Here is an 18379-nt window from a genome sequence, read left to right on the forward strand (position 1 = left end):
GGACGACGGCATTAGCTCGTGCTGGCAATGTACACGCGTCGGCACTGGGCGGTCACGGAGTTGATGCAAACAGCTGGCGGCTGGCAGTACTTCGTTGGATCTTCCTCCTCAGTGCGCTTGTCCTCATCCCTCCGGGCCGGTTGACACCACCCGTTGAAATGGGGCCCCCGGCCGTCACCTCGGATAGCGATTCTGGATTGATAGCCAGGCTGAGTAGTCTGAGTGCCGTGTCGGAAACCCTCGAGAGCTCCCAAGTTGTTATCACGGACGACGAAATCTTCGCGGCACACGAAGGCGGCAAGCTTTCGGTAAGCCTGACCTCTCCGCTCAACACCCAGCGCGCGTTATCGCTGGCCTACACACCGGGTGTGGCGCAGGTCAGTCGCGCGATCGCCACCGACCGCACCCTGGCCGGCCGCTACACCTGGGCCAGCCGGCTGGTCGCGGTGGTCAGCGACGGCACCGCGGTACTCGGCCTCGGTGACATCGGCCCGGCCGCGTCGCTGCCGGTGATGGAAGGCAAGTGCGCGCTGTTCAAGGAGTACGGCGGCCTGAACGCCATCCCGATCGTGCTGGACACCAAGGATCCCGACGAGATCGTCGAGACCCTGGTGCGGCTGCGTCCGACGTTCGGCGCCGTCAACCTCGAGGACATCTCGGCGCCGCGCTGCTTCGAGATCGAACGGCGCGTGATCGAGGCACTCGACTGCCCGGTGATGCACGACGACCAGCACGGCACTGCGGTGGTTTCCCTGGCGGCGCTGATGGGTGCCGCCAAGGTGCTGGGCCGGGACATGACCGCGCTGCGGGTGGTGGTCTCCGGCGCGGGGGCCGCCGGCGTCGCGTGCACGAATCTGCTGCTGGCCATGGGCGTTTCGGATATCACGGTGCTGGACTCCCGGGGCATCGTGCACAGCGGACGTGACGACATGAACAGCGTCAAGCACGAGCTGGCCCGCCGCACCAACCCGGGCGGTCGTACCGGCGGATCGGTCGAGGCGCTTGACGGCGCCGACGTCTTCCTCGGGGTGTCCGGCGGGCTGGTCCCCGAAGAGTTGATCGCCACCATGGCGCCCGAGGGGATCGTGTTCGCGCTGTCCAATCCGGACCCCGAAATCCATCCCGATATCGCCGCCAAGTACGCGGCGATCGTCGCCACCGGACGCAGCGACTTCCCGAATCAGATCAACAACGTGTTGGCGTTCCCCGGGATCTTCCGTGGCGCCCTTGACGTCGGGGCGCGCCGGATCACCCAGAAGATGATGGTGGCCGCGGCCGAGGCGATCTATTCAGTGGCCAGCGAAGACCTGGCCATCGACCGGATCGTGCCGAGCCCGTTGGACCGCCGCGTCGGGGAAGCAGTGGCCGCCGCCGTGGCGCTGGCCGCAGAAGACTCCGACTGGGTGTGAGCATCAGCAGGCTGGCCGCGCTGCTGCTCGGCCTGGTGCTGATCGTTGCCGGTTGCTCGGGTCACGGGGAACGGCACCCGGATCTGGTCGTCGGATCCACGTCGGACGGCGACTCGAAATTGCTTGCTGCGCTGTATGTTTCGGCGCTGCGATCGTACGGTTTTCCGTCGCACGTCGAGACGGCCTCGGACCCGATGGCCAAGTTGGATGCCGGGGCGTTCACCGTCGTCCCGGGCTATACGGGTCGCGTGCTGCGTCAGTTGCAGCCGGGTGCCTCGGAGTTGTCCGACAAGCAGGTCTATCAGGCCATGAACGCGGCCCTGCCCGAAGGCGTGGCCGCCGGGGATTACGCCACGGCGGCCGAGGACAAACCGACGCTGATCGTCACGCCGGCGACCGCCGCGGCGTGGGGCGGCAACGATCTGAGTCAGTTACCGGGGCACTGTGCGGGGTTGGTGGTTGGTGTGGTGACCGGGCATCCGGTCCCGTCGTCGGTGGGTTCGTGCCGGTTGCCCGAGCCACGCGAATTCCCGGACGACACAACGCTGTTCGCGGCGTTACGGTCCGGCGAGCTGACCGTCGCCTGGGCCGGTAGCGCCGATCCCGGCATTCCGCCGGACCTGATCGCGTTGGCCGACGGCAGCAAGAACTCGCTGATCCAGGCCGAGAACGTGGTGCCGCTGTATCGGCGCAACGCGCTGTCCACCCGACAGTTGTTGGCGGTCAACGAGATTGCCGGCGTCTTGGACACCGCTGCGCTGGCCGACATGCGCCGCCGGGTGGCCGCGGGCGCCGACCCGCAGGTGGTGGCCGACGGGTGGCTGGGGGAGCACCCACTGGGGCGCTGAGCACGAGCCGCGGCTCTGGAACGGCACTATTGCATTACTGAAACATCAGTACTAGCTTTGTGAAATATCACAGGTCGCCGACCGGGAGTTGCCGCCATGACCGGACTGAATGAATCTCGTTATCCCTTCCAGAAGGGACTACTCGATCTCGGCGGCGGGCTCTACACGTTTCAGTCGGGCAGCGACGCCTTCGGTTTGTCCAACGCAGGCCTGGTCACCAGCAAGGACGAGACCCTGGTCATCGACACGCTCTACGACCTCACGCATGCCCAGGAGATGGTCGACTCGATCACCCCGGTCACCGCGTCCGCACCGGTGAGATACGTGTTCAACACGCACAGCGATGGCGACCACATTTTCGGCAACCAGCTGTTTCCCGACGATGCCGAGATCGTGGCGACCGAGGCGGCAAGCGCGTTGATGACCCAAGATCAGGCAGACCTGACCGCCTCGTTGTTCGACGACAGCCAGCACCCTGACTCACCGCTGCATCCGTTGGCGGCGATGGGACTGTCCCAGCCGTTTGACTTCCACCCGATAGTGGTCCGACCGGCAGATGCGACATTCTCCGGCGAACGCTCCCTCCGGGTGGGCGAGCTCGATGTCGAGCTGCACGAATTGGGACCCGCCCACACGGTCGGCGACGCGATCGCGTTCGTCCCCGAGCACGGAGTGCTTTTCGCCGGCGACCTGTTGACGCACAACATCGTCAAGATCGTCTGGTCGGGTTCGATCGCCAACTGGATCACCGCACTCGACAGGATTCGCGCGTTCGATGCAAAGGTCATCGTCGCCGGCCACGGGCCGGTGCTCAGCGGCGATGGCATCAACGCTGCCCTGGACCGAAACAGAGAGTTCTGGTCGTACCTGCACGAAGAGGCCTATGCGCTCTTCGACCGCGGCATACCTGTCGACGAAGCCGCAGCTCATATCGATGTGAACGACTACCCCGACGTCGTCCCCACGCTTCCGACCATCATCGCCGCGATCTACCACGAACGGGACGCGGAGGTCCCCTACCAAACCCTGCCCGAAACGTTCGCGTCGATCGCCACGCAGATCACCGAACTCATGCGGAGGTACTCATGAACAACGACATCGGCACAGTGCTGACCGAGCAGGTCCGGCGCGCTCGATTCGAGCGAGGCGCGGAGGTCCTGGAGAAGATCAGCGGGATCGCGGGAGCGGGCCAGGCCTTCTATGACGGGCTGGCCGACATCGCACCCGCACTGGCGGAGGATGTCGTCGCGCACGGCTGTGGCGACGTGTATTCAACGACATGCTTGGCCCCGCCGCAGCGGCAACTGGTCACGATCGGGATCCTGACCGCGCTGGGTGGATGTGAACCGCAGCTGGAGATGCACCTCAACATCGCCCTCAATGTCGGTTTGACGCCCACCGAGCTCGTCGACGCCATCCGTCATGCAGCGGTCTACTGCGGAATGCCTAAGGCGCTCAACGCGATCAGTGTCGCCAGGAACGTCTTCGCCCACCGCGACCTGATGCCGGTCAGCACAGCGACGTAGACCTCATGCACAGCCCGCCACCGGAGGTCTTATTCGAATCAGGCAATGCGACCTGTCGGCACGTCCCGGTCGCTGCGTCATGACAAACTGGCATGTCCTCACCCTCCGGATCGCTTAAGGACAGAACCACTGTGCCCGAGCCAGCCGACATAGAATTGCCGCTCGGGGAAGCGGCCTATCGGCGACTCCGGGCCGATATCGTGGGCTGCCGACTCGGCCCGGGCGAGCGACTGACCGAGCGGGGCTTGGCGTCCCAACTGGGAATCGGAGTTTCACCGATCCGCGACGCACTGACCCGTCTGGACCACGAGGGATTGGTGCGGACCATCCCGCGCAAGGGCTATCAGGTCATGCCGCTGACCATCCAGTCGGTCAACGAGCTGTTCGAATTCTGGGCCGTGATCGGACCCGAACTCGTCCGGCGCGGTATCGCCGGCGCCAGTGACGACCAGTTCGACCGAGCCCGACTGCTGGCAACGAAGTTTACGCAGGTCAACAGACACGACGACGAGGACACCCGCAAGCTGGCGCTAGGGAATGTGGAGGCCATCAGCCAGTTCTTCGACCTCCTCGCGGAGGCCACCGGCAACAGGTATCTCATGGCCGCCCACCGCCAGCTCATCGGCGAGGTAATGCGGGTCTGGACGCTCGTCATCGAATCCGAATTGCTCGACCTCGGCCGCAGGGTCGACGACCTCGACGACATCGGCGACGCGATGGTCCGCAGGAACGCCGACCGCGCCGCCGAACTCATCCGTCGCCACATCGAGCGATCCCACGCCCGGGTGCTGCAAGTCCTGGCACGTTGGCCGTCGGTGGCCAACGCCGAAGTTGTCTAACTGGGAATGATGCGCCCCGTGACCAGTTCGACGATCCGCTGGTAGTTCGAACCGGTCACCCGCACCATCAGGTCCAGCGCGACCGCGTCCGGCCCGACGAGCACGCGGGCCTTGTTCTTGCGCACCGCGTTCAGGATGATCTTGGCGGCCTTCTTCGGGCTGGTGTTGGCCAGCCGCTTGTCGAACAACTGGGCCAGCTCGTCGCGGTCCAGGCCTTCGGCCACCGTGGCGTTGCGGGCGATCGCGGTCTTGATGCCGCCGGGGTGCACGGTGGTGACGCCGACACGGTGGCCGCTCTGCCGCATTTCCTGGCGCAGCGCCTCGGTGTAGCCGCGGACGGCGAATTTCGCTGCGTTGTAGGCGGAGTAGCCGGGCACCGAGAACAGGCCGAACACGCTGGAGATGTTGATGACATGGCCGTCGCCGGAGGCGATCAGGTGCGGCAGGAACGCCTTGGTGCCGTTGACGACGCCCCAGAAGTCGACGTCCATCACTCGCTCGATGTCCTTGAACTGCTCGACCTCGACGTTGCCGGTGTGGCCGATGCCGGCGTTGTTGTAGATCTGGTTGACCTTGCCGAAGTGCTCTTTGACCTCGTCGGCGTAGAGGAGGAAGCTCTCGCGCTCGGTGACGTTGAGCCGGTCGGCCTTGACCTGGACGCCGATCGCCTTGAGCTGCTCCTCGGTGTCGGCCAGGCCTTCGGTGTCGATGTCGCAGATCGCCAGGCTGGCGCCCGAGCGGCCCAACTCGATCGCCAGCGCTTGGCCGATACCCGAACCCGCGCCGGTCACCACGGCGACCTTGCCGGCGAAACCCTCCATGAGCACCCTCCCTTGTCTGAAGCTCAGCGTCGAGATTAGCCGGTACCGGTGGTCCCTGATATCGGCGGGCCTGCTTCACCAGATTCACCGCACGGGGGTGCGCACACTGCCACTCAACGGTGGTACACCACTATCTGGGTTCGATCACCGACACCGTTCCGTCGCCGTAGTTGGCGACATAGACGGTGTGGGTGCTGCGATCCACCGCCAACCCGAGCGGAAGGTTGCCGACTCGCACGGTCGCGGCGACCCTCCGCTTCGACCCGTCGATCACCGATACCGTGCCGTCGCCGTAGTTGGCGACGTAAACGGTGTGGGTGCCCGGATCCACCGCCACCGCGTCCGGGCCCTTGCCGACTCGCACGGTCGCGGTGACGGTGTGCGTGGACCCGTCGATCACCGACACCGAGTCACCGCCCTCGTGGCCGGCATAGACGGTGTGGGTGCCCGGATCCACCGCCAGCGCGTCCGGGCCGTTGCCGACATGCACCGTGGCGGTGACCGTGCGGGTGGACGCGTCGATCACCGATACCGTGTCCTCGTCCCGGTTAGCGGCGTAGACGGTGTGGGTGATCGGATCCACCGCGACCCCGTACGGGCCCTTACCGACGGGCACGGTCACGCTGACCTTGTGCGTCTTCCCGTCGATGACCCGAATACTGTCGTCGTCGAAGATCGCGACGTAGACGGATTGGCTGTCCGGATCTATCGCCAGCGCGACCGGGATTCCGCCGACGTGCACGGTGGCGATGACCGCACGTGTCGACCCGTCGATCACCGATACCGAGTTCTCGAATTCATTGGCGACGTAGACGGTGTGGGTGTTCGGGTCCACCGCGATCGAGCGCGGATCCTTGCCGGCGGGCACCGTGGCGGTGACCGTGTGTTTCGACCCGTCGATCACCGTCACCGTGTCCTCGTGCCAGTTGGTGCCGTAGACGGTGTGGGTGACCGGATCCACCGCTACATCCTTCACGTTCCTGTCGAGGCGCACGGTCGCGGTGACCAGGTAGGGCGGCGGGACCAGATAAGGGGGGAACTGACGCTGCACCGCGGCAAACACAACGGTCCCGATGACCGCAAGTGCCGCCACAAAGCCCAGGATTCGCGCGAGCGGCGAGCGTTTCCCGGGCCGGCGCGGCTGGTCACGGGCCTGTTGTGCTTGCGGGGCCGGTTCGCGTACGGGCGGACCGGCTAGCTGGGTGGTTGGGTATTCGGTCCGCTGGGTGCCGTAGTGCCACTGCCCTGGCATGTCCCCCGAATTCGGATACACGGCAGGCGTGGGCGGTGGTGGTGTAGTCATTAGCCGGGTACCACCGAACTGGACCCCCGGCGCCAGAAGCCGTTGACGTCAGGCTCGGGCGGGGCGGACAGCGGGCCGCAGTCGTTCGTCCACGTCAGGGCGGCGTGTGCAATGGCGCCAACGCCGGCCGCTGCGGTGGCTACTGCGACGAGCAGTGCGCGAATCATAAAAGTTGATGTTCGCTGCCCCGCCGGAATCCAGACAGGGTCATTCGACCCTCACTACCCGAACCGAAGTCCTAAAGGCGCGGCGTCAGGCGCAAGCTGGCGCCGGCGAGCGCGCGCGTAATGCCGCCCGGCGCGGCGTGTCGCTGTACCGACACGCACGCTCGCGGACGGACGGACGGACGCCTACCCGAACGCGGTGTCGATGATCTCCTGCTGCTCCACCGCGTGCACCTTCGACGACCCCGACGACGGCGCCGACATGGCCCGCCGCGAGATCCGCTTGATGCCGCTGAGCCGCTCCGGCAGCACCTCCGGCAGGGTGAGCCCCAGCGACGGCCAGGCGCCCTGGTTGGCCGGCTCCTCCTGCACCCAGAAGTACTCCTTGGCGTTCTCGTAGCGGCCCAGCGTCTCGTCGAGCCGGCGCCTTGGCAGCGGGGCGAGCTGCTCGACGCGCACGATCGCCACGTCGTCGCGCTTGTCCTTGGCCTTGCGGGCGGCCAGCTCGTAGTAGAGCTTGCCGCTGGTCAGCAGGATCCTGGTGACCTTGCTGCGGTCGCCGTCGCCCTCGTCGTAGGTGGGTTCCTCGATCACCGAGCGGAACTTCATCTCGGTGAACTCCTTGATGTCGCTCACCGCGGCCTTGTTGCGCAGCATCGACTTCGGTGTGAACACGATCAGCGGCCGCTTGACGCCGTCCAGGGCGTGTCGGCGCAGCAGGTGGAAGTAGTTGGCCGGGGTCGACGGCATCGCGATCGTCATCGAACCCTCCGCCCACAACTGCAGGAAGCGCTCGATGCGCCCGGACGTGTGGTCGGGGCCCTGCCCCTCGTGTCCGTGCGGCAGCAAGAGCACCACCGTCGACAGCTGGCCCCACTTGGCCTCACCGGAGCTGATGAACTCGTCGATGATCGACTGGGCGCCGTTGACGAAGTCGCCGAACTGCGCCTCCCACAGCACCACGGCGTCCGGGTTGCCCACGGTGTAGCCGTACTCGAAGCCCACCGCGGCGTACTCCGACAGCGGCGAGTCGTAGACCAGGAACTTGCCGCCGGTGGGGGCGCCGTCCTTGTCCACCGCCAGCAGCTGCAGCGGAGTGAACTCGGCGCCGGTGCTGCGGTCGATGATCACCGAGTGCCGCTGGGAGAAGGTGCCGCGGCGGGTGTCCTGGCCGGAGAAGCGGACCAGCTTGCCCTCGGCCACCAGCGACCCGAGCGCCAGCAGTTCGCCGAATGCCCAGTCGATCTTGCCCTCGTAGGCCATCTCGCGGCGCTTGTCCAGCACCGGCTGCACGCGGGCGTGCGTGGTGAATCCCTCCGGCACCGCCTTGAACGCGTCACCGATGCGCGCCAGCAGCGCCTTGTCCACCGAGGTGTCCAGGCCGGCCGGGATCATCTGCAGCGACTCCACCGACTCGCTCGGCTGGGCGCCGTGCTTCTCCAGCTCCTTGACCTCGTTGAAGACCCGCTCCAACTGACCCTGGTAGTCGCGCAGGGCGTCCTCGGCCTCTTTCAGCGAGATGTCGCCGCGGCCGATCAGGGCTTCGGTGTAGCTCTTGCGCACGCCGCGCTTGTTGTCGACGACGTCGTACATGTACGGGTTGGTCATCGACGGGTCATCGCCCTCGTTGTGACCGCGCCGCCGGTAGCAGAGCATGTCGATGATGACGTCTTTGTGGAACCGCTGCCGAAAGTCGACGGCCAGCTGGGCCACCCACACGCACGCCTCCGGGTCGTCGCCGTTGACGTGGAAGATCGGTGCGCCGATCATCTTGGCGACGTCGGTGCAGTACTCGCTGGACCGGGAGTACTCCGGCGCCGTGGTGAAACCGATCTGGTTGTTGACGATGATGTGGATGGTGCCGCCCACCCGGTAGCCGGGCAGGTGCGCCAGGTTCAGCGTCTCGGCCACCACTCCCTGGCCGGCGAACGCCGCGTCGCCGTGCAGCATCATCGGCACCACCGAGAAGGCCTTCTCGCCCTCGCTGTCGGTGTCGCCGTGGTTGAGCAGGTCCTGCTTGGCGCGCACCAGGCCCTCGAGCACCGGGTCGACGGCTTCCAGGTGCGACGGGTTGGCGGTCAGCGACACCTGAATGTCGTTGTCGCCGAACATCTGTAGGTAGACGCCGGTCGCTCCGAGGTGGTACTTCACGTCGCCGGAGCCGTGTGCCTGCGACGGGTTCAGGTTGCCCTCGAACTCGCTGAAGATCTGCGAGTACGGCTTGCCGACGATGTTGGCCAGCACGTTGAGCCGGCCGCGGTGCGGCATCCCGATGACCACCTCGTCCAGGCCGTGCTCGGCGCACTGGTCGATCGCGGCGTCCATCATCGGGATGACGCTCTCGGCGCCCTCCAGCGAGAACCGCTTCTGCCCGACGTACTTGGTCTGCAGGAACGTTTCGAACGCCTCGGCGGCGTTGAGTCGGCTTAGGATGTACTTTTGTTGTGCCACAGTCGGTTTGACGTGCTTGGTCTCAACCCGCTCTTCCAGCCAGCGCAATTGCTCGGGGTCGAGGATGTGGGTGTACTCCACACCGATGTGGCGGCAGTACGCGTCGCGCAATAGGCCCAGCACGTCGCGCAGTTTCTTGTACTCCGCGCCGGCGAACCCGCTGACCTTGAACACCCGGTCCAGGTCCCACAGGGTCAGGCCGTGGGTCAGCACCTCGAGGTCGGGGTGGCTGCGGAACCGCGTCTTGTCCAGCCGCAGCGGGTCGGTGTCGGCCATCAGGTGGCCGCGGTTGCGGTACGCCGCGATCAGGTTCATCACGCGGGCGTTCTTGTCGACGATCGAGTCCGGGTTGTCGGTGCTCCAGCGCACCGGCAGGTACGGGATGCTCAGCTCGTGGAAGATCTCGTCCCAGAAGTCGTCCGAGAGCAGCATCTGGTGGATGGTCCGCAGGAAGTCGCCGGACTCGGCGCCCTGGATGATGCGGTGGTCGTAGGTCGAGGTCAGGGTGATCAGCTTGCCGATCCCCAGTTCGGCGATGCGTTCCTCGCTGGCGCCCTGGAACTCGGCGGGGTATTCCATGGCGCCGACGCCGATGATGGCGCCCTGACCGGCCATCAGCCGCGGCACCGAGTGCACGGTGCCGATGGTGCCGGGGTTCGTCAGCGAAATCGTCACGCCGCCGAAGTCTTCGGCTGTCAGCTTGCCGTCGCGCGCCCGGCGCACGATGTCTTCGTAGGCCGAGACGAACTCCGCGAAGCGCAGTTCCTCACAGCGCTTGATGCCGGCCACCACCAGCGAGCGCTTGCCGCCTGCGCCCTGGAGGTCGATCGCCAGGCCCAGGTTGGTGTGCGCCGGCGTGACTGCGTTGGGCTTGCCGTCGACCTCGGTGTAGTGGCGGTTCATGTTGGGGAACTGCTTGACGGCCTGCACCAGCGCGTAGCCGAGCAGGTGGGTGAACGAGATCTTGCCGCCGCGGGTCCGCTTCAACTGATTGTTGATGACGATCCGGTTGTCGATCAGCAGCTTGGCCGGAATGGCGCGCACGCTGGTCGCCGTCGGGACGTCCAGCGACGCCGACATGTTCTTGACCACGGCGGCCGCGGCGCCACGCAGCACCTGCACCTCGTCACCTTCGGCGGGCGGGGGAGGAGCGGCTTTCGGCGTCGCCGGTGCGGGCGCGGGTGCGCCGTTGCCGGCAGCGCCGGCGGCGGTGGATTTGGCCGGCTTGACGGGCTCCGGCGCGGGTTTGGCCGGGGCGGCCGGTTGGGCCTCCGCGGGCTTGGGTGCGGCGGACTTGGGTGCAGCGGGTTTTGCCTCGGCGGGCTTGGCCTTGGTGGCTGCAGGGCCGTCCTGGCTCGTCTCGCCCGAGGACTCCGGGTTGTAGTCGACCAGGAACTCGTGCCAGCTCTCGTCGACCGAGGAGGGGTCGTCGCGGAACTTGCGGTACATCTCTTCGACCAGCCACTCGTTTTGCCCGAATGGAGAACTTATGTTGGCCACGGCCGCTGTTCGCCTCAATTCTTGTGTCCTGCAAGCGTTTTGGCGAACGCCTGCGACTCCTGGCGCCCCGGGTGGCGGGGCGCCTCACACCCCTCGGTGGTCGGTGAAGGGTACCGACCGTTTCTGACCCATAAAGGCTAGCGCTTTGCCCGCGATCCGCGAGAGAGACCAACCGCTTTAGCCGTTATGCGCGTCAGCTGGCATCCCGGACCGGCGGCAGCACGTGCAGGGTGACCGGCCACCGCTCCGGCGGCGGGCCGAAGGCCGAGCGGGAGTTGCGGACCAGCTTCTTGCCGACCATCCGGTTACCGATGGCGCCGATGATCGCACCGATGCCGACGGGTAGCAGCTTGCCGAACATCAGGGCGCCGCGCTTGAGGGCGAACCTCTTGACGAAGCGCTTGAGCAGGCTGTTGTTCAGCTTCGACACCGCGGGCAACGGCAACGAGGCCATGCTCTCGGACACCCAGCCGCCGCTGGTCCGGCCGCCGCCGATCACCTGCGCCAGGTCGGCCTTGCTGTTGTCTCCGACCAGCACGGCCAGCACCAGGGCGCGACGCCGTTCCCGGTGGTCGAGGGGGATGCCGTACACCGACGCCAGCGCGAGCACCAGCAGGGCCGTGGCTTCCAGGAACACCGCGGTTTCGCCGGCGGCCGCCGACAGCGCGGCGATCGTTCCGATGCCGGGCAACGTCGCGGCAGCGCCCACCGCGGCGCCGCTGGCCGTCACCGCGCCAACGAAGCGTTTCTCCAGCTTGGTCACGATCTCGGCCGGGCCGGCGCCCGGGTGCGCCCGGCGCAGACGCGCCACGTAGGCCTCGGCGGCCGGGCCCTGGATCCGCGAACTACGTTCGATGATCTGTGCCAATGCCCGGCTGGATGCCTTAGGTTTGCCGGCGGGCTGCTGGTCGGGTACCGACTTGCTTCGTCGAGCGCTCATAGTGCCTCTCTTCGGGACGGCGTCTCTTCAGGCTAACGCGCGTCCAGCAAGATGAGTGCCGGGCAGAAAGGCTTCACACAATCCCGCGGTCGGGTCTGTGTTCCGGCCCGGCCGAAGAGCGCTGCGGGGAACGGAGCAGGAATAATGCGGGCTGGACTTCACGTGACCCCACACGGGAGCCGAAACGAGGTGCGATAGATGAGCACGGCGACGAGCCGGGTGGCCGGGGACAGCGTCTCCGGGAACCCTTGGGCCGCGCTGTGGGCGATGATGCTCGGGTTCTTCATGATCATGCTGGACTCGACGATCGTGGCGGTGGCCAATCCGACGATCATGACCGCGCTGAACATCGGGTACGCCACAGTGGTGTGGGTGACCAGCGCCTACCTGCTGGGTTACGCGGTGGTGCTGCTGGTCGCCGGCCGGCTCGGCGACCGGTTCGGCCCCAAGAACCTCTATGTGATCGGCCTGGTGGTCTTCACCTTCGCGTCGGTGTGGTGCGGGCTTTCCGGCAGCGCCGCCATGTTGATCGCGGCCCGCGTCGTCCAGGGCGTGGGCGCCGGACTGCTCACCCCGCAGACGCTGTCGATGCTCACCCGGATTTTCCCGGCCAACCATCGCGGCTCCGCGATGAGCATGTGGGGCGCCACCGCCGGCGTCGCCAGCCTGGTCGGCCCGCTCGCCGGGGGAACGCTGGTAGACGGCCTGGGCTGGCAATGGATCTTCTTCGTCAATGTGCCGGTCGGCGTCATCGGGTTAGCGCTGGCGATCTGGCTGATTCCCGCTCTGCCGGTCCGCACCCAGGGATTCGACCCGATCGGCGTCGCGCTGTCCGGCGTCGGGATGTTCCTGCTGGTGTTCGGTCTGCAGGAAGGTGAAACGGCGCACTGGAAGCCGTGGATCTGGGCCGTGTTGGTCGCCGGCGCCGGGTTCATGTCTGCGTTCGTCTATTGGCAGTCGATCAACCGGCGCGCTCCGCTGGTTCCGCTGAACATGTTCGCGGACCGCGACTTCAGCCTGTGCAACATCGGAGTGGCGATCATTTCGTTCGCGTCGACGGCGATGATGCTGCCGCTGACCTTTTACGCCCAGTCGGTGTGCGGGCTGTCGCCGACGCGTTCGGCCCTGCTGATCGCGCCGGTGGCCGTCAGTAGCGGCCTGCTCGCCCCGCTCGTCGGGCTGATCATCGACAAGGTCCATCCGGTGCCGCTGCTGGGTTTCGGCTTCTCGGCGCTGGCGATCTCGATGACGTGGCTGGCGATGGAGTTGGAGCCCGGCACTCCGGTCTGGCGGCTGGTGCTGCCGTTCGTGGGCCTGGGAGTGGGGATGGCCTTCGTCTGGTCGCCGCTGGCAGCCACCGCGACCCGCAACCTGCCCACCGAGCAGTCCGGCGCCGGCTCGGGCGTCTACAACGCCACCCGTCAACTCGGGGCGGTGCTGGGGAGCGCAGGCATGGCCGCGTTCATGACGTGGCGTATCGGCGCCGAGGTGCCGGGCGGTGCCGCGGCGCCCACCGGGGAGGACGCGGCCCTGCAGCTACCCGCCTTCATGCGGGCACCCTTCTCGGCGGCGATGTCGCAGTCGATGCTGTTGCCGGCGTTCATCGCGCTCTTCGGGATCGTCGCGTCGCTGTTCCTGGTGGGCGCGGTGGGTTCGGCCCTGAGCCGACGCGAGGTCGACGACTTGGCCGGCTACGCACTGGCGGACGACGACCCGGAAGACGACCCGGAAAACGATGACGACGGTTACGTCGAATACATCCTGCGCCGGGAACCGGACTCTGCCTACGACGTCAACACCCAGCCAGTGGTTTCTCTGACCCGGCGCAACGGTGCTCCCAGGGTCGCCGTGCCGCGGGTCGCGGAGCTCGCGCGCCAGTCAGATCCCGACGACCCGGTCTCCGGTCGACTCTGACGGCCCCTCGGTGAGGGCCAGGAAGGCGCCCAGGTCCACCAGGCCGGCCGGGGTAGCCGGCAGGTACTGCGTCAGCGACTCCGATCGGACGATGACGGCCGCGTACTGAGCTCTGCTGATGGCGACGTTGAGTCGGTTGCGGTTGAGCAGGAACGAGATACCGCGTGGGACTTCGTCAATCGATGACGCCGTCATGGAGATGAAGACGACCGGGGCCTGCCCACCCTGGAACTTGTCGACGGTGCCGACCCGGACCCCGGGCAGGCCGGCATCGGAGAGCCGCTGACGGATCAGGGCCACCTGGGCGTTGTACGGCGCCAGCACCAGCACATCCGCGGCGGCCAGCGGCCGGGTGCCGCGCTCGTCGGTCCACGCCTGGCCGAGCATGCGCCCGATCTCGTCCACGATGGCGGCGGCCTCTTCGGCGCTGTCGATCGAATTGCCTTGATGGCGAACGGGAAGCACGTGCACGCCCGGATCGCGGCCGGCCAGGCGACGGGCGGTGGTCGCCTCGGCATGCGACCGCAGCCGACCCTCATAGGACAGCGCCGAGACGGCCGCACACACCTCCGGATGCATCCGGTAGGACAGGTCCAGGAAGTACCCGCGCTCGTCGGGCAGCGTCTGCTGTCCGTCGACCAGCCATTCCAGCGCCGAGATATCGACTTGTTCCGGATGGGTGCCCTGGCTGACCTGCGGCAGTTGTTGCGGATCCCCGAGCAGCAACAGGTTGGTGGCCGACGGCGCCACCGCGATGGTGTTGGCCAGACAGAATTGTCCCGCCTCATCGATCACCAGCAGGTCCAGGCTGCCCGGGGGCACCCGCTGGGCATTGGCGAAATCCCAAGCAGTACCGCCGATTACGCAGCCCGCGTGGTCGGCGATGAACGCCGGGTATCGGTTCGCGTCGATCTCCTGCCACCGCGCGCCGGCGGTGCCCTTCTTGGCGACGAGAGCCGGGTCCAGGCCGGCGTCGACCACGCAGTCCAAAACATTCTCCACCGCCGCATGCGATTGCGCGACCACGCCGACGCGCCAACAATATTCGGTGACCAGCGCTTTGATCACCCGGGCGGCGGTGTGCGTCTTGCCGGTTCCGGGTGGTCCGTGGACCGCGAGGTAGGACGAATCGAGGCTCAGCGTGGCGGCGGTGATGTCGGCGACGGTGTCGTCGGTGCGCGGCAACGACGTAGCGCCGTGGGTGCGTGGCGGGCGCCGCAGCAGGAGGTCGATGAGTGCGGTGCGGGGCAGGTCCGGCAAACCGGTTGCCACGGCGTGTGCCGTCGCCGCGATGGACTCGCGCAGCGCGGTCGTCTTCACCGGCGGGCCCGGCGTCAGCGCGAACGGCAACTGGTGAAAGATGTTGCCGTCCTTGCCGGTCCGTTCGAGGATGGTCACCACGGCAGGCAGGCTGGGGTCGTCGACCCCGACGACTTCGGCCCGGCCGGCTCCGCGGCGGTCGGGATCCTCGGCCATGCCGGTCGGCGCGGGCGGCTCGTAGAGCGCGAACACTTCCGTGTTGAGGTCGCCGCGGGCCAGTTCCCCGTTGAGTTGCACCCGGCGCTGCGGCTTGCGGGCGCGCGGCGGCGTGTGCCAGTCGGTGACGACGGTTGCGGAGTCGACGACGAAAACGTCTGTGTTATCCGACCATTCGTCGAGCGGATAGTTCAGCCGGTCGAAGTGCGACCACCAGAACGGTTTGTCCTCGCGTTGGTGATATCCGCGGGCGGCGGCCACAAGGGCGACGGCCCGCTGTTCAGGAGTGCGTTCACCGGCGGCGGCGTCGCCGGTGAACGTCGCCAGTGTCGTCGCGAGCTGATCGTGGTCCTTGATGCTGTCGCGCTCGGGTACGGGCTGAACACCGATCGGCGTGACGCCGGATTCCCAGGCCAGAATCAGCAACCAGTCCCGCAGCTTGCGGGTGGACAGGCAGTCGTAGTGGTTGTACTCCTCGATTTCCTTGAGCACCGTCGCCGCTTCGTCCGCGCGGCCCGCGGCCACCAGTTCGCAGTACCGCGCATAGGAGGTGATGGAGTCGGTGGCGGTGGTGACATCGCCCGAACGCAGCTGGGTGCCCATGTACAGCGGCTCCAGCGCCTTGAGGCTCAGACTTTCGGCGCCCACGCGAATGCTCTTGCGCACCAACGGATAAAGGTCCACTAATACGCCGTTGCGCAACAGGTCGTCGACCTCGTCCTCGCCGACGCCGTAGCGACCGGCGAGCCGCAGCAACGCCGTCTTCTCGTAGGCCGCGTAGTGGTAGATGTGCATGTTCGGGTAGCGCTTGCGGCGCTTGGCCACCAGGGTCAGAAATTGCTTGAGCGCCGCCCGCTCGTCGATGCGGTCATGCGCCCACAGCGGACGGAATCTCCCCGCCGGGCCCGCTTCCAGGACGCCGAACAGATATTCCAGTCCCCATTGGCGACCGTCGGCGGTCCACAATGGGTCGCCTTCGAAATCGAAGAACAGGTCGCCCGGGTTCGGTTCGGGCAGCAGCGCCAGCGGCTGCGGATCGGCTACCTCGTACTGCGCGGTGCCGCTATCGCGTTGGCGTAACTGCAGTTTCGCCTGCGCGGTCAGCCGGCCCAATATTTGGGTGCCCAGGCCGGGCACCGCCCGGCTGCGGTCGGCCAGCTCGCCGATGGTGCCGACACCGGCGTCAATCAGCTTCTCGCGCTGGCTGACTCGCATGCCGGCGACCAGCAGCAGGTCGTCGCGGGCGCGCAACTGTTCGATACACAGCGGGCATCGGAAGCACGCCTGCACCCCGGTGTCCTCCCAGCGCACGGCACGGCCTGAGGCGTAATGCTCGTCCAGCAGCTTCTGTAGCTGCGCGCGCTGGGTCCGGTAGACCGGCATCAGGTCGCTGAGGCGGTAGCGCACGACCGTGCCGTCGCCGAGTTCCAGTTCGGCGTCCGGGGTGATGGGAACGCCTGCCGCCGTCAGCGCGTCGGCGTATGCCGCCAGTTGCAACAGCGCGGTGACCTTCGGTGAGCGCGCCAGCTTGGTGTCCGTGACTCGGTACCGGTCGCCGTCGCGGATCAGAAAATCGGCGAAACCGACGAACCGGCCGTCGAACATGGCTGCCTGGTAGACCACCGGGGCGCGGCCGGCGATGGCGCGCCGGGTGGCGTCGGATGCGGCCGTCAGGCCGGCGTGGGTATAGGCGGGACGGCCGATGACGGCGATCTCGTCTCCGAACTGCCGGCGCAGCCGGGCCAGCCTGCGCCGCTCATGGTCGTCACCGAGAGTGGCTGTGCGCGCCAGCAATTCGTCTTCGACGGACACCGCCGGACCGCGCCGTAATTTGGCGTCGAAATCCCGCAGCAGGGCGTACTCACACCGCGCGGCGGACGCGAGATCCGATGCGCTGTAGACGATGTTGCCGTCGGTGACGAACACAGGGGTAACGGTAGGCGAGGGGTGTGACATGACGGCGACCGCAGGGGTGCCCGGTGCCGGGCCGCGGTGATCCGGGGTGGAGTGTCCGGTCCTCCCCGGCGAAACAATGAGAATCTCCGCAAAGTTTAATTCTGATTAATCCATCGAGAATTATCGCATGCACGCAAACGTATTACCGGTTAGAGCGGGGCGGCCGCCCGTTTTATCGCCCTACCTGATTATGTCTGAACCGCATTCTTCTGCTTAGGCGGACCGGCAGTCTGCCCATTTCACTACTCTGCTACCAGAGACTAGGAGATGCCTAGATTCTCATACTTGGCGCAGGTTACTGAACGCTTCGAGATCGAAGGCGGATACCCTGAGATCCATCATGCTGCGAACAATCCCGGACGTAGCCAATGGATGCGGCCGCCGGGCCGAAGCGTGCGCATAGTGCGCTAGATAGGAAGAATCGTGCTGGTATCTCCGTCTTCTGAAGAATTAATCATCTTAATATTTAATTTAAGCTGGATTAAATGTTTGCGTGTGAAATTTTCTCGACGGTCAAATATGGTCGTCAGCCCTGCCGACCGTCGCCTGAGGGCGCAATTACAAGCGATCAAAAATTGATTTAGTCAAGTTTGTAGAAACTTATAGGGAACTCGGTTGATCGGGCGTAATGTTCCCGAACCGAGTGGGGGATCGGGAGTCCTCCCATTGGATATCTGGGGTGAGGGGATTCTGATGTCTTCTTTTGTATTGGCTGTTCCGGCTGAATTGGCCGCTGCGTCTACTAATCTGGCCGGTCTGGGATCGTCGATCCGCGCGGCCAATGCGGCCGCCGCCGGTGCGACGACCCAACTGATGGTCGCTGCCGAGGACGAAATCTCGGCGGCGATTGCCATGTTGTTCGGCGGTCATGGCCAGGAGTACCAGGCGTTGAGTTCCCAGGTCGCGGCCTACCACGACCAGTTCGTGCGCGCGCTGAGCTCGGGCGGGTTGATGTACGGGGCCGCCGATGCAGCTGCCGCTACGCCGCTGCAGACACTGGAGCAGAACATCCTGGGGCTGATCAACGCGCCCACCAACACATTCCTGGGACGCCCCCTGATCGGTGACGGCGCCAACGGCGCGGCGGGGACCGGTCAGGCGGGTGGAGCGGGCGGGATCCTGTGGGGCAACGGCGGTAGCGGCGGGTCCGGGACTACCGGCGGCGGTGCCGGTGGCGCCGGCGGTGATGCCGGCCTGTTCGGCAATGGCGGTGCGGGCGGGGCAGGCGGGAT

At 66.5% G+C, this 18379-nt stretch carries 13 protein-coding genes; 7 read left to right on the forward strand and 6 right to left on the reverse strand.

Annotated elements, in window-relative coordinates; all coding sequences use genetic code 11:
* Positions 1-227 precede the first annotated feature (227 nt).
* From AO501_RS21675 to AO501_RS21695, 5 genes are all read left to right on the forward strand, one after another.
* The gene (locus AO501_RS21675) at positions 228-1409 is read left to right on the forward strand and encodes an NAD(P)-dependent malic enzyme (RefSeq protein WP_055579675.1); all 1182 of its coding nucleotides are present in this window, start codon (positions 228-230) and stop codon (positions 1407-1409) included.
* The gene (locus AO501_RS21680; protein ID WP_055579676.1) at positions 1406-2257 is read left to right on the forward strand and encodes a glycine betaine ABC transporter substrate-binding protein; all 852 of its coding nucleotides are present in this window, start codon (positions 1406-1408) and stop codon (positions 2255-2257) included. Before AO501_RS21675 ends, AO501_RS21680 begins: the two co-directional genes overlap by 4 nt.
* Before the next feature lie 96 nt (positions 2258-2353).
* The gene (locus AO501_RS21685) at positions 2354-3346 is read left to right on the forward strand and encodes an MBL fold metallo-hydrolase (RefSeq protein WP_055579677.1); all 993 of its coding nucleotides are present in this window, start codon (positions 2354-2356) and stop codon (positions 3344-3346) included.
* On the forward strand, positions 3343-3783 hold the full coding sequence (locus tag AO501_RS21690; protein WP_055579678.1) for a carboxymuconolactone decarboxylase family protein: 441 nt from the start codon (positions 3343-3345) through the stop codon (positions 3781-3783). Before AO501_RS21685 ends, AO501_RS21690 begins: the two co-directional genes overlap by 4 nt.
* Before the next feature lie 131 nt (positions 3784-3914).
* Positions 3915-4622: a GntR family transcriptional regulator gene (locus AO501_RS21695; protein WP_197419917.1), complete on the forward strand. Its 708-nt coding sequence runs from the start codon at positions 3915-3917 to the stop codon at positions 4620-4622.
* On the opposite strand, the gene AO501_RS21700 is transcribed toward AO501_RS21695, so the two are convergent.
* The 5 genes from AO501_RS21700 to AO501_RS21715 form a co-directional block, all read right to left on the reverse strand.
* Positions 4619-5443, reverse strand: coding sequence for an SDR family NAD(P)-dependent oxidoreductase (locus AO501_RS21700; protein ID WP_055579680.1), 825 nt, complete (start codon positions 5441-5443; stop codon positions 4619-4621). The genes AO501_RS21695 and AO501_RS21700 overlap by 4 nt on opposite strands.
* A 130-nt stretch (positions 5444-5573) precedes the next feature.
* Positions 5574-6695 carry a YncE family protein gene (locus tag AO501_RS21705; RefSeq protein WP_055579681.1) on the reverse strand — a complete coding sequence of 374 codons (1122 nt, stop codon included), beginning with the start codon at positions 6693-6695 and terminating at the stop codon, positions 5574-5576.
* A gap of 50 nt (positions 6696-6745) precedes the next feature.
* On the reverse strand, positions 6746-6913 hold the full coding sequence (locus AO501_RS37360) for a hypothetical protein (protein WP_156452722.1): 168 nt from the start codon (positions 6911-6913) through the stop codon (positions 6746-6748).
* A gap of 183 nt (positions 6914-7096) precedes the next feature.
* Entirely contained in the window at positions 7097-10861 is a 3765-nt protein-coding gene (locus AO501_RS21710; protein WP_055579682.1) for a multifunctional oxoglutarate decarboxylase/oxoglutarate dehydrogenase thiamine pyrophosphate-binding subunit/dihydrolipoyllysine-residue succinyltransferase subunit, read from the reverse strand.
* 193 nt (positions 10862-11054) lie between these two features.
* Complete coding sequence (locus tag AO501_RS21715) at positions 11055-11801, reverse strand: hypothetical protein (RefSeq protein ID WP_055579683.1); 747 nt, start codon at positions 11799-11801, stop codon at positions 11055-11057.
* A gap of 198 nt (positions 11802-11999) precedes the next feature.
* Here AO501_RS21715 and AO501_RS21720 point away from each other — a divergent pair, with 198 nt between their 5' ends.
* Positions 12000-13715, forward strand: coding sequence for an MFS transporter (locus tag AO501_RS21720; protein WP_082658767.1), 1716 nt, complete (start codon positions 12000-12002; stop codon positions 13713-13715).
* Here the strand turns inward: AO501_RS21720 and AO501_RS21725 are convergent.
* On the reverse strand, positions 13680-17117 hold the full coding sequence (locus tag AO501_RS21725; RefSeq protein ID WP_055579684.1) for a TM0106 family RecB-like putative nuclease: 3438 nt from the start codon (positions 17115-17117) through the stop codon (positions 13680-13682). The two genes, AO501_RS21720 and AO501_RS21725, sit on opposite strands and share 36 nt — an antisense overlap.
* Before the next feature lie 723 nt (positions 17118-17840).
* Between AO501_RS21725 and AO501_RS21730 the strand changes: the two genes are divergently transcribed.
* The coding region (locus AO501_RS21730) for a PE family protein (protein ID WP_156452723.1) at positions 17841-18379 on the forward strand (539 nt) is incomplete at its 3' end.

Origin of the sequence: Mycobacterium gordonae (assembly GCF_001417955.2) — a bacterium.
In the GTDB taxonomy this organism is placed as follows: domain Bacteria; phylum Actinomycetota; class Actinomycetes; order Mycobacteriales; family Mycobacteriaceae; genus Mycobacterium; species Mycobacterium gordonae_B.